This is a genomic window from Streptomyces sp. NPDC046349 (assembly GCF_055587885.1).
Map to the genome: position 1 here is coordinate 653498 of NZ_JBVJFK010000002.1, position 11955 is coordinate 665452.

An 11955-nucleotide genomic window follows, 5' to 3' on the forward strand; every position below is an offset into this window, starting at 1 on the left:
CTGGGGGGTCCTGCCGGACTTGCTGGCCATGTGCCCTGGTTCCTTCTTCTGATGAGGGGGGTGGACGGAACGCAAAACCGGACCCGTCAGGTCCGCAGCACCTGGAGAACATGCAGGTCGGGGGCGCGCGCCAGCGCCTCGGGCGGCCGGATCCACCCCGCCGCCGTCGCCGGTGCGGCGAGCGGCGGCCCGCCGCCCGCCACGGTCACGGCGGGCGGCGGCACGGGCAGCACGGCCGGGGTCACGTGCGCGAGGGGGGAACAGCCGGGCAGGTCGTACGGGGACACGCACACGGCCTGCGCCGTACCGTGCGCCCGCACCTCGGAGGCGGAGTGCGACTCACCCGGGCGCGCACAGAGGAACAGCGCGCCGGCCAGCGCACCGAGGACCGTCAGCAGGACCGCACGCCGGAGCGCGGCACGTCCACGACGACCCCGCTGCGTGTATTCCCGGCCCCCCATGGGCGCAGATGGTAATGCTCATGACCGGCCCGAGGTCAGTGCGGGGGTGCCGCGACCTTTCCCGGGTGCGTAATGTGGCGGAAACCACCACTGGCGATACTGGGTCGGCCCGAGTGCGCCGCGACCGGTCAGGCGGTGGTGCACAGGCCATCTGAACTGCGAGGATGAAGGCATGGACAAGCAGCAGGAATTCGTCCTCCGGACGCTTGAGGAGCGCGACATCCGCTTCGTGCGCCTGTGGTTCACCGACGTACTGGGCTTCCTCAAGTCCGTCGCGGTCGCTCCCGCGGAGCTGGAGCAGGCCTTCGACGAGGGCATCGGCTTCGACGGCTCCGCCATCGAGGGCTTCGCACGGGTCTACGAGTCCGACATGATCGCCAAGCCGGATCCCGGCACGTTCCAGATACTGCCGTGGCGCGCCGAGGCCCCCGGGACCGCCCGGATGTTCTGCGACATCCTCATGCCGGACGGCTCCCCGTCCTTCGCGGACCCGCGCTACGTCCTCAAGCGCATCCTCGCCAAGACCTCCGACCTGGGCTTCACCTTCTACACCCACCCGGAGATCGAGTTCTTCCTGCTGAAGGACAAGCCGCTGGACGGCACCCGGCCGGTCCCGGCCGACAACTCCGGCTACTTCGACCACACCCCGCAGAACGTCGGCATGGACTTCCGCCGCCAGGCCATCACCATGCTCGAATCGATGGGCATCTCGGTGGAGTTCAGCCACCACGAGGGCGCCCCGGGCCAGCAGGAGATCGACCTGCGCTACGCCGACGCCCTCTCCACGGCCGACAACATCATGACCTTCCGCCTGGTCATGAAGCAGGTCGCCCTCGAACAGGGCGTCCAGGCCACCTTCATGCCCAAGCCGTTCTCGGAATACCCCGGCTCGGGCATGCACACGCACCTCTCCCTCTTCGAGGGCGACCGCAACGCCTTCTACGAGTCGGGCGCCGAGTACCAGCTCTCGAAGGTCGGCCGCTCCTTCATCGCGGGCCTGCTGCGGCACGCCGCCGAGACGGCCGCGGTCACCAACCAGTGGGTCAACTCCTACAAGCGCATCTGGGGCGGCTCCTCGCGCAGCGCCGGCGCGGGCGGTGAGGCCCCCTCGTACATCTGCTGGGGCCACAACAACCGCTCGGCCCTGATCCGCGTCCCGATGTACAAGCCGGGCAAGATGGGATCCTCCCGCATCGAGGTCCGGTCGATCGACTCGGGCGCCAACCCGTACCTCACGTACGCGGTCCTCCTGGCGGCCGGCCTCAAGGGCATCGAGGAGGGCTACGAACTCCCGGCGGGCGCCGACGACGACGTCTGGGCCCTCTCCGACGCCGAACGCCGCGCGATGGGCATCGAACCCCTCCCGCAGAACCTCGGCGAGGCCATCTCCCTGATGGAACGCAGCGAACTGGTCGCCGAAACCCTCGGCGAGCACGTCTTCGACTTCTTCCTGCGCAACAAGAAGCAGGAGTGGGAGGAATACCGCAGCGAGGTCACGGCCTTCGAGCTGCGCAAGAACCTGCCGGTGCTGTAACCACAGGTCAGAGCGGGTTACCGGCGCATTGAGCCAGTGAGGCCGACGGTCGCGGACCGTCGGCCTCGCTTCGTCCCACAGCTCCTGGGCCGCCCCTGGGCCGTCAATGTCGTGAGCCTCTGTACCGGGATAGCCACCGCGCACAGGTGTCACCCGTGCGGAGGGGGTACTAGGGCCAACTGGCGGTGACGTCGGCGTCCCGTAGTCACGTGGCACAGCCCTTCATGCCTTGGCCGATGCGGCCGATCTGGCGGCCTGCTCGATCTGCGCGCAGTAGGCGGCGCGGGCTTCCTCATCGATCTGCATCTCATGTTCGGGGCGCATCCCGGTTCGGCCGTCGACGCCTTCGCGCAGGATGTCGGCGTGCCCGGCATGCCGGTTGGTCTCGCCGAGGACGTGGACCATGACCGCGAATAGGTTCGTGTTGGAATGAGGCTCAGGCCACCATGGCACGTGGCCGGGGGCACCGAGGGGAAGCTCGTTGATCGTCGCGTCCGAGTGTTCCCACGTGCGCCGGTAGAACTCGATGATCTGATCGCGGGTCTCGTTCTCAGCCGCCCACAGATCGCTGCCGTCGTGGTCCTGCCACCGGGGCAGCGGTTCCGGGGAAGGGCGGTCGAAGACCTCGCCAAAGTACCTGGCCTCGACGCTGGCCACGTGTTTGACCAGGCCGAGGAGGTTGCTTCCGGTTACTGTCAACGGTCGGCGGGCGTCGTATTCGGACAAGCCGTCGAGCTTCCAGACCAGCGCCTTGCGGTCCCGCCGCAGCCTCCCGTGCAGGTTGTCCTTCGCGAATTCATCGATCATGCGGCCTGAGCCTGCCATGGGCTACTCGCGGCCTCAAGATCCGCTGCGTGGACCGCAACGATCGGAAGGGCCGAAGTCCGGCCATGGCCGGTGCCCTGAGCCACAAGAAGCCGTGGAACTTGCCACGTGAGACAACGCTAAGGGCTGTCCCGGAATTCGTGCCGGGCTGGTACGCCACTACCGCCAGGGTGGGAGGTGCCGGCTACCGGCCTTGACGCTTGCGTTCGACGCCCGCCCCGGGAAAAGCTCCGTCCTGCGGACGCCGTTCGCGATGCCGTGGGAGCAGGGGCAGAGAGATGTGTGTGATGGATGCGGCGGTCAACGAGGCTGCCGTCGCTCGGTTCCTGCGCGAGTATCCGCAGATGGAGCCAGCTGCATGCGACCATCCCGCGCTGCTGGGCTGCGCCGAGGTCGACTGGTCACGGATTCCTGGGTGCCCTGTGGGGGTCCCGGTCCTGCTCCGCGGTCTCTTGGATGAGGTAGCCGGCCCCGAGGCCCTGCCTGTGCTGGGCAATGTCTTGATGAACAGTGTCTTCCACGTGAGCGCCGTGATGCCGGCTGTCCTGCCCTTCCTGATTCGCCTGGCAGCAGTCCCTGACATCGCGGTGCGGCCCGGCCTGGTTGACCTCTTGGTCGTTGCCGCGGAGCTGTCTTCGCCCGTCGACACCGGGAATGAACGCCAGGTGTTGCTGTTCGGGAAGGACTGCGATCACCCGGAACGCGAGTGGTGCAGGGCCGCCTTTGCCGCACATGCTTCTGCCCTGCGCGCGTTGTTGGAGGACGAATCTCTTCTGGACGGACTGATCAGCGCAGACGACCGCGAGTGCCTGCTCAAGGCTATGGAACCGCAGCCACACCATCTCGAAGTCAGCCCGCCGACCGCATCGTCGCCCACCTTGCGCCCGCCTTCGCGCTCCAGCCTCGTAAACGGTTCCGCAAGGGCACTGTGCTGATCGTGGACGGCACGCTGGTCCCCACCCGCGACCACAGCATCGCCGAGCAAGGAAGGGGCTCGCCCGACGGTGCCGCAGGTCGTCGACAAGTCGGCTCGTCAGATCTCCGAGGCAACCGGCCGCTGACGGACACCCGGGGAGCCAGGCGTTGTGTGGGTGCGGCCTATTCGGAGACCGCGAGACTGTGCGGCACCTGCAGGGACCTGAGCAGCTGAAACGCGTGAGACGTATCGGGCCTCCTGCGCCGGGTGTGGGAAGCAGGACGGAGGCATTCCTGCGCAGCAACAAGCAGGGTTCAGGGGAGTACCGCTCGGAGGTCACGGCCTTCGAGCTGCGGAAGAGCCTCCCGGTGCTCTGACCCCGGCGCGCCCGGACGCTCCGGGCCGGTGGTCGATCGGCGATCCGGCCACCGGCCCGGGGGTCCTGGCGCTCAGTGGAGCCAGAAGAAGACGGTGTCCTCCTTCCGGCCCGCCCTCTTCGTTCGCTCCCATTCCTCGGCCTCGACCCGCATGGGCTCCAGCAGGACCTCCGCCGTCTCGCGCACTTCGGGGTCGAGCCGGTCCAGGACCGCCTCGTACGCCTGGACCAGCTCGGCGGCCCGGGAGGCCGGGAAGGTGCTCATGGACGGAAGGGCGTCGCCCGGGTGGGGGAGGTGGATCGGCGGGCCCGTGAACAGGAGGGCGGCGGGTGCCAGGTCGGCCGGGACACCGTGGTGGGTCATCTCCTCGTCGACGGTGTGGAACCAGGAGGGCCGCCGCCAGTAGCCGAGGTCGTAGGTGTCGGAGAAGTTCACCGCCACCAGCGCCTGGAAGGCGTACCGGTAGCCGGGCTCCATGTCCGCGCTGGGGCTGCCGTCCAGCAGTTCCTCCAGGGCTTGGGCGACCGGTACGTCCAGCGTGACGCCGCGGTCTTCGAGGCGGGCGTCGACCTGCGCACACCGCTCCCGTGCGAGGCCGAGGACGCGGTCCTGTTCGGGCGTCCGCTCCACCGCCGTCAACAGCCGGATCACGTCCCGCATGTCGCCGGTGCTCATCTCCAGGTTCCCCATGGCCCCATCCCTGTAGTACATCGAGTAGAAGTCCATGATCGTGGATTGGGCGGGGACCAAATCCAATGGCGCATGGCGTCCGGGGCGGCGGGTGGGGAGAGTGGGGGGATGGAACCTCTCGACGACGTCCGAACCGATGCCTACCTGCGCCGCCTCGGGGCGGTGCGGCCCCAGCGGGCCACGGGCGACTCACTGCGCGAGCTGCACCTGCGCCACCTGCGGACCGTGCCGTTCGAGAACCTGTCGATCCACCTCGGCGAGGACGTGGCGCTCACCCGCGACGCGCTCTTCGACAAGATCGTGACCGCCGGACGCGGCGGCATCTGCTACGAACTCAACGGCGCGTTCGCCGAGTTGCTGGGCGCCCTCGGGCACCGGGTGGAGTTCCTCCAGGCGCGCGTGTACGGCAAGGACGGCGAGGTGGGTATCCCGTACGACCACCTCGCGCTGCGCGTCGACGGGCGCTGGCTCGCCGACGTGGGCTTCGGGGAGCACAGCGCGTACCCCCTCGACCTGGAGGAGCCGGGCGAGCAGGAGGATCCCTGCGGGGTGTTCCTCGTCAGGGCGGCGTCCGCAGACGGTGGGGAGGGCTACCTCGACGTACTGCGCGACGGCGTGCCGGCGTACCGGCTGGAGACCCGGCCCCGGGTGCTCGCCGACTTCCGGGCCGGCGCCTGGTGGCACCGCACCAGCCCGGAGTCCGGCTTCACCAGGGGCCCGGTCTGCTCCCGGATCGCCGAGGACGGCGGCCGGATCACCCTGCGGGACCGCACCCTCATCGCCACTTCGGCGGACGGCGACCGGACGGAGGAGGAGCTGGCGACCGACGAGGAGGTGCGGGCGGCCTACCGCGCAGAGTTCGGCATCGTGCTCGACCGGCTGCCGGTGGCTCTCCACCCCCGGCCCTAGGGGGGCGTGAAGGGGGGCGTGTGTTGTCGAAACGATACGGCGGCGGGCATTGGAGTGAACTGCCGTTCCCGGCGGTGCCCCCGAGCTGTTGGACCGGCCGACGCGCACATTCACCAGCGCGTCGTCGTTCCACAGATCCTTAGGGGAGTCATGCGTATTCGTTCTGCTGTCACCGCGTCCGTCCTGGCCGCCGGCATCCTGCTGGGCGGGGCCGGTGCCGCTCTGGCCAACGACGGGGTCGACATCGACTACTTCTCCGGCGGTCGCGCTGGCTACTCGTCGAACTGCTCCTCGCTCGCCGCGGTGCCCGCCAGCCGCCCGGCGTTCACGGGCCCGATCTACACCTCGAACTGCGTCGCGGACGGCGAGCTGGAGTGGGCGAAGGGTCACCACCTGGGCGCCTGACCCCGGCGGCCCGCACCGCGGGGGCGGACCGACAGCGACGTCGGCCGCCCCCGCGGCGTACCGGCCCGCGGGGTTCCCAGCTCCCGCAGCCTGCCCGGCTCCCGCGGCGTTCGTTCCCCGCCCCGGCCCGCCCCGGCGTTCCCGGCCGGCCCCGGCGCAACCGCCCCGGCCTTCCCGGCCCGCCGGCCGGGCCCGCAGCGCGGCCATGGGCGGAATTTTGCCGGGCGGCCCGCATGCGGTCGCGCCCTAGCGTGCAGGCGCGGACCGATGGAAGCCCGCAACCGCACCCCCGAGGATCCGTGGATGGCCGTACACGCCGCGCTCCGGCTCGCCCCGCTCGGCGCCGGGGCGGTCCCCGCCCCCGAGCGCGTCTGGTACGCCTCCTACGCCTCCAACATGCACATGGACCGCCTCGCCGTGTACATCGCCGGCGGCACCCCGCCCGGCGGGCGGCGCGCCTACCCCGGCTGCCGCGACCGCCGGGCGCCCGAGCGCTCGGTCGCCGTCGTCCTGGAGGGCCGCCTGTACTTCGCCACCGAGTCCCCGGTGTGGACCGGGGGACGGGGATACTACGACCCCACCGCCCCCGGCCGGGCCCGCGGGCGGGCGCATCTGGTGACGGCAGGCCAGCTGTCCGACATCGCCGCGCAGGAGATGTACCGGGAGCCCGGAGCGGACCTCGACCTCGCGAAGGTCCTGCGGGACGGCCGCGACGCGCTCGGCCCGGGACGGTACGAGACCCTCGTCTGCCCGGGCACGATCGAGGGGATCCCCGTGGTGACCTTCACCGCGCCGTGGACCCTCCGAGACGTCGAACTGCGCACCCCCTCGCCCGCCTACCTGCGCTACCTGGCCGCCGGCCTCCTGGAGTCCGGCCCCTGGACGGAACAGGACGTCGCCGAGTACCTGTCCGCCTGCCCGGGGGCGGCGGGCACGTGGACGGCGGACGGCATCCGCCACCTGCTGACCACCGACCCCGTCCCGTGACGGGCTTGCGGTTGCCCTTGGCGCGCGGCCCTCGGCGCTCGGCCGCCCGGACGCGGCCCCTGGCGCGCGGCCCCGCGCGGGCGGTTGCACGTCAGCGGACCGCGCGGTGCCAGGTGGGGCGGGTGGGGTTGGACGGCGTGACGAAGGTGTGGAGTTCGGCGTCCAGGCCGAGGACCGTCGTGGTCGTCGTGCCGCCCGGTTCCGTGACGGCCGCCGGGGCGCCCGCGAAGAGCATGCGGGATTCCGCCCACGCCGGGGGGCCGCCGAGGCCTGAGGTGCTGACCGTGCCGCTGTCGGCGCGGCCCGCCACGTGGCGGCCGGCCGCGCCGACCGCGCCGTAGCCGGCCCGGCCGCCCGCCTCCGTGACGGAGGAGACCTGGGGCCTGGTCGCGGGCCCCGCCGTGACCACGGCGGTGCGCACCACTCCCGAGTCGGGCCGCCGGAAGTACAGGCGGACGCCCGGCCCGTCCGGGGAGGCCGTCAGGGGGACCGTGGTGGCCGGCAGGCCCGTCGGCGAGGGCCCGCGCAGCGGGCCGTCCGCGTCCGCCTGGGTCCAGGCCAGCACCGAGGTCGTGGTCGTCGCGTACACATGCCGCCGACCGGCGGTGTCGACCGCCGTCACCGGGTCGCTCTGCAGGTCCTCGCCGCCGAGGCGCTGCCAGGGGGAGAAGCCGCCGTCGGGCTGCTGGACGACGGCGCGCAGCGTGCGGCGGGAGTCGCGGAGGTAGACGGTGAGGAGGCCCCGCGCGTCCGCCGCGGCCGCGGGGGCGCTGATCGCCGAGGTGCCGTCGTCGTCACCCTTCTCGGGGGTGCCGAGCGACTGCCACGCGCCGAACGCCCCGTCGGGCGAGACCTGTACGGCGTACACGACCTCGCGTCGGTAGTCCGACGGGGCGGGGCCGAGGACGGTGCGGGTCGCGAGGACGGCGATGCGGCCGTCGGGCAGCCGGGCGGCGGTCGCCCCCGGGTCGATGCCCGTGCCCGCGAGGAAGACCGGCTTCTCCCAGACGCCGCGGGCGTCGCGCCGCCAGTACGCCATGCGGCCGTCCAGCACGGTGAAGGCCCAGAGGGTGCCCGGTGTCCCCTCGGCCAGCCAGGACGCGTTGTCGGCGCGGGTGTAGCGCAGGGACTGGGCCCAGTTGCGTCCGGTCGGGTTGCCCGCGACCTTGCGGTCGCCGCAGCCCGAGGGGCTTGCGCAGTAGTCCTGGTGGTCCTGCCAGGCGTAGGTCCGCAGGTAGTCGGTCTTCGTCTCGGCCGTCTGCGGGTCCAGCGAGTGCGGGAGGGTGCTGTTGTGGTAGCCGAGGTAGCTCTGGACCGAGAAGTGCGGTCGCCGCCGGACCTGTTCGGCGTAGGCGGTGGTTGCGGCCTGTACGAAGCGGGCGCCGTACATGTGGTCCTGGTGGTCGGTGTAGCGGCCGTTCTCCCCGTACCGGCCGGGGGTGGGGTCCTGCATCCGTATCGTCGTGGGCCGGTACTGCTCCAGGATTCCGGCCATCGCCTGTATCAGCTGGTCCTTCGTGTACGAGAAGCCCTGCTTGACCGGGGTCCCGGAGGTCAGCTGGGACTCCAGCGCGGGTATCCGGCCGTTCCACAGGCCGCGCAGGCTCTCGGGGGTGTCCTGACCGGTGCTGCGAGCCTCCCGCAGCATCAGCCACACCAGGTTGACCTGCGGCTTCGCTATGAGTACGTCGACCTCGGCGCGGCCCCCGCCGGCGGTGTCCACGACCGTACGCCGCCACGCGCTGGTGCGGTCGCCGGTGGCCATCTGGGCGTAGGCGGAGCGGATGCCGTTCTGCCGGGCCTCCGCGTAGTGGGCGCGGTCGGCGGGCTGTTCGGGGTCCCTCGCCGCCTCGCCGTGTGCCTCGTTGCGGCCGTCGGACTCGCCCGAGGTGAGGTAGGCGGTGGTGACCTGGGTGCCGGAGCGCAGGGAGCGGCTGAGGTCGGGGTTCATGAAGAACAGGTCGTCGTCGGGGTGCGCGACGACGTGGACGACCGAGCCGGCGGTGACGCTTGCGGGCAGGACGACGGCCGGGTTCTTCCCCGGGGCGGCCCCGGCGGAGGTCTGCTGGCCGGAGGCCACGGAGAGTACGCCGGTGGTGCCGGCTGTGAGCACGGTGAGCAGGGCCGCGAAGCGGCGACGGGTCAACGGCATCGGGCACGCCTTGGGTTCGATCCGGGCAGGGGGAAATGACGGAGCAGTCAAAGAGAGTCCGGATCGGCGAACTTGGTTCACCCGTGCGGCCGAAGACCGCTGCCTTTCGGACAGACCGGGTAAGCGCCGTCAAAGCGGAGGCGGTTCGTCCGTAGGCACCGTCCGCACCGACAGTCCACCGTCCGTTCGCACCGTCCGTCCGTCCGCGCCGCCGGTCCCCCGCCGCCCTCCCCCTCCGGTCAGCCCTCAGGGAGTGGCGTTGCGCGGGCCCACCGGCTGCCACGGTGCCAGGTACGCGTTGGGAGCGTCCGCCGACGAGGTGACGTACAGCCGTGCGTCGAGCCCCACCACGGCCAGGCTGACCATGTTCTTCCCGGTCATCGTGGAGGAGGGCGCGCCGACGAACATCAGGGGCGAACGCCCCCACGGCCGTCCGGGACCTACCTCGGAGCCGAGCTGTCCACCCGCCGTGCGAGCCGCCAGTACGTGCCCGCTCGCCGCCACCGAGCCGAAGCCGTTCAGCCCGCCGAGGTCGGTCATGTTGTTGACCTTCAGCCCGTCGTCGGCCGTCATCAGGGCCGTACGGACGTTGCCCGAGCCGGGCTTGCGGAACCACAGCCGCACCCCGCCCTCACGGCCCTCCGCGGTCAGCGGGAGCGTGGTGTCCGGCAGCCCGGTGGCCGTGACCCGGCCGAGCGGAGCGCCCGGCTTGGGCTGCGCCCAGCCGACGACCGTCTTCGACGTCGCGGACAGGACCATGCGCCGCCCCGCGCCGTCGGTGGCGGTGACCGGGGCGCCGTGCAGGTCCTCGCCGCCGTGCTTCTCCCAGGGCCCCCAGCCGCCGTCCGGCTGCTGTACCCGGCCGCGCAGGCTGTACGCGCCGTCGCGGACGTACGCCGCCAGCTGCCCGGTGCCGTCGACGGAGACGGCGGGCGCGCTGATGTCGGAGGTCCACGTCTCGTCCGCGGTCTCGGGGGTGCCGAGCGACTGCCACTCCCCGAAGCCGTCCGCCCCGGGCCGCTTCTGGACCGTGTAGACGACCTCGCGCTTGTAGTCGGCGGGCCGGGCCCCGAAAGAGGTGCGGGTGCCGAAGACCGCGATGCGGCCGTCCTTCAGCGTCACGGCGCCGGCGCCCGGGTCCATACCGGTGCCGGGCAGCAGGTCCGGGCCCCGCCAGGGTCCGACCGGGCCGGAACGGTGCCAGACGGCGACCTGGCCGTCCAGCACCTTGAAGGCCCACAGGCCGTGGTCCTTGTCGGAGGTCAGCCAGTTGGTGCCGGTGCCGCGGGCGTAGTTGACGGTGTCCGTCCACCGGTTGCCGGCCGGGCGGTCGGAGACCTTGAGGTCGCCGCAGCCGGCGTCGCTGCCGCAGTGGTTCTGCCGGTCGAGCCACGCGTAGGTGTCGAGGCTGTCCAGCTTCTCCTTGGCCTCCTGCGGGTCCAGGGCGCTGGGGAGGGAGCCGTTGAAGTAGCCGACGTAGTTCTGCACCGTGAAGTGCGGCCGGTCCTTGACGTCCTTCGCGTAGGCGGCCGTGGCCATCTGCACGAAGCGGGCGCCGTAGAAGTGGTCCTGGTGGTCGGTGTACTGCTTGGTGTCCGGATACCGGCCGGGGGTCGGGTCCTGGAAGCGGACCGTGGTCGGCCGGTACTGCTCCATGACGCCGACGAGGGTCTGGACGACCTGGTCCTTGGAGTACGCGAACCGCTGCTTGACCGGGGTCCCGGAGGAGAGCATCGACTCCAGTCGGGAGACCTTGCCGTCCCACAGGCCGTGCAGGCTCTCGGGGACGTCGGCGAAGCCGTGGCCGGCCTCGCGCAGCTGCAGCCAGACCAGATGGACCTGGGGTTTGGCGACGAGGACGTCGACCTCCGCGTGGCCGCCGCCCTTCGTCGGGACGACGGTGCGCTGCCAGGCGCTGGTGCGGTCGCCGGTGGCCATCTTGGCGTAGGCGGCGCGGATGCCGTTCTGACGGGCCTCGGCGTAGGCGGGCTTGTCGGGTCTGGTGGTCGTCCCCTTGGCGGCGGTGGAGTTGATGCCGTCGGCTTCGCCCGCGGTGAGGTACACGGAGGCCACGGGGTGGCCGGCGGATATGGAGTAACGCAGGTCCGGATTCATGAAGTACAGGTCATCGTCGGGGTGCGCGACGATCTGGACGACGCGGCCCGGGTCGGGGACGGCGCCGGCGGCGGGCGGCGGCGCGGCGGCAGGAGGATCGGTGGCCAGGCCGGCGAGGGCCTCGTTGCCCCGGAGCACGAGCATGCCGGTCGCGGCGAGGGCCGCGCAGAGGGCGACGGCCTTGACGAGGCCGGCCCACCGGTGGGGCCGCGCAGCCCTTCGCCCGGCGACCGCCTCGGCGCCCCCGCGGCGCCGCCGCCCACGATGCTCCTGCGGTGCGGCGTCGGCGGCCCGGCCGCCTCCGGCCGCTCCGCGGGCCGGCCGGGCGGCCTTGCGGCCGTGCTGCTCCCGCGGTGCGGTGGCTGCGGCTTCGGTTCCGCCGTGGGGGGCCGGCCGGGCGGCCTTGCGGCCGCTGGGCGGTATCTGCAATGCGGTGGATGCCCGTGCCGGACCGTCGGCGGTTCCGGGCCCGGGCTCCGCCTCGGATACCGGCCCTGCCGCCCTGCGGCTGCTGCTGGTTCCGGCGTCGGCTCTGCTGCCCGGCGCGCCCGGTGGGGATGCTTCGGCGCGCCGCGCGGCCTTGC

At 72.0% G+C, this 11955-nt stretch carries 9 protein-coding genes and 2 pseudogenes; 6 read left to right on the forward strand and 5 right to left on the reverse strand.

The window, feature by feature from the left end; genetic code table 11:
* Positions 1–86: 86 nt before the first annotated feature.
* The gene (locus ACZ6JS_RS06675; RefSeq protein WP_469296236.1) at positions 87–461 is read right to left on the reverse strand and encodes a hypothetical protein; all 375 of its coding nucleotides are present in this window, start codon (positions 459–461) and stop codon (positions 87–89) included.
* Between the two features lie 172 nt (positions 462–633).
* On the opposite strand from ACZ6JS_RS06675, the gene ACZ6JS_RS06680 reads away from it, so the two are divergent.
* Positions 634–1995, forward strand: a complete 1362-nt coding sequence (locus tag ACZ6JS_RS06680) for a glutamine synthetase family protein (RefSeq protein WP_030037474.1) — start codon at positions 634–636, stop codon at positions 1993–1995.
* A gap of 222 nt (positions 1996–2217) precedes the next feature.
* Here ACZ6JS_RS06680 and ACZ6JS_RS06685 read toward each other — a convergent pair whose 3' ends face one another.
* Positions 2218–2802, reverse strand: a complete 585-nt coding sequence (locus ACZ6JS_RS06685; protein WP_469296238.1) for a DinB family protein — start codon at positions 2800–2802, stop codon at positions 2218–2220.
* Between the two features lie 796 nt (positions 2803–3598).
* Here ACZ6JS_RS06685 and ACZ6JS_RS06690 point away from each other — a divergent pair.
* Positions 3599–3811: pseudogene (locus tag ACZ6JS_RS06690) on the forward strand (IS5/IS1182 family transposase); the annotation flags it as partial.
* 215 nt (positions 3812–4026) lie between these two features.
* Positions 4027–4113, forward strand: a pseudogene (locus ACZ6JS_RS06695) (glutamine synthetase); the annotation flags it as partial.
* A 72-nt stretch (positions 4114–4185) separates the two neighbouring features.
* Here the strand turns inward: ACZ6JS_RS06695 and ACZ6JS_RS06700 are convergent.
* The gene (locus ACZ6JS_RS06700) at positions 4186–4803 is read right to left on the reverse strand and encodes a DUF7691 family protein (RefSeq protein WP_469296239.1); all 618 of its coding nucleotides are present in this window, start codon (positions 4801–4803) and stop codon (positions 4186–4188) included.
* A gap of 108 nt (positions 4804–4911) precedes the next feature.
* On the opposite strand from ACZ6JS_RS06700, the gene ACZ6JS_RS06705 reads away from it, so the two are divergent.
* From ACZ6JS_RS06705 to ACZ6JS_RS06715, 3 genes are all read left to right on the forward strand, one after another.
* A complete protein-coding gene (locus ACZ6JS_RS06705; RefSeq protein ID WP_469296241.1) occupies positions 4912–5712 on the forward strand; it encodes an arylamine N-acetyltransferase family protein in 801 nt (266 codons plus the stop codon).
* Between the two features lie 150 nt (positions 5713–5862).
* On the forward strand, positions 5863–6117 hold the full coding sequence (locus ACZ6JS_RS06710) for a hypothetical protein (RefSeq protein WP_225884719.1): 255 nt from the start codon (positions 5863–5865) through the stop codon (positions 6115–6117).
* A 303-nt stretch (positions 6118–6420) separates the two neighbouring features.
* A complete protein-coding gene (locus tag ACZ6JS_RS06715; RefSeq protein WP_469296443.1) occupies positions 6421–7104 on the forward strand; it encodes a histone deacetylase in 684 nt (227 codons plus the stop codon).
* A gap of 91 nt (positions 7105–7195) precedes the next feature.
* Here ACZ6JS_RS06715 and ACZ6JS_RS06720 read toward each other — a convergent pair whose 3' ends face one another.
* Together ACZ6JS_RS06720 and ACZ6JS_RS06725 are read right to left on the reverse strand one after the other, a co-directional pair.
* Positions 7196–9256 (reverse strand): PIG-L family deacetylase, encoded by a 2061-nt coding sequence (locus ACZ6JS_RS06720; protein WP_469296243.1) that lies wholly within the window; start codon positions 9254–9256, stop codon positions 7196–7198.
* A gap of 246 nt (positions 9257–9502) precedes the next feature.
* Positions 9503–11800, reverse strand: coding sequence for a PIG-L family deacetylase (locus ACZ6JS_RS06725; protein ID WP_469296245.1), 2298 nt, complete (start codon positions 11798–11800; stop codon positions 9503–9505).
* Positions 11801–11955: the final 155 nt, after the last annotated feature.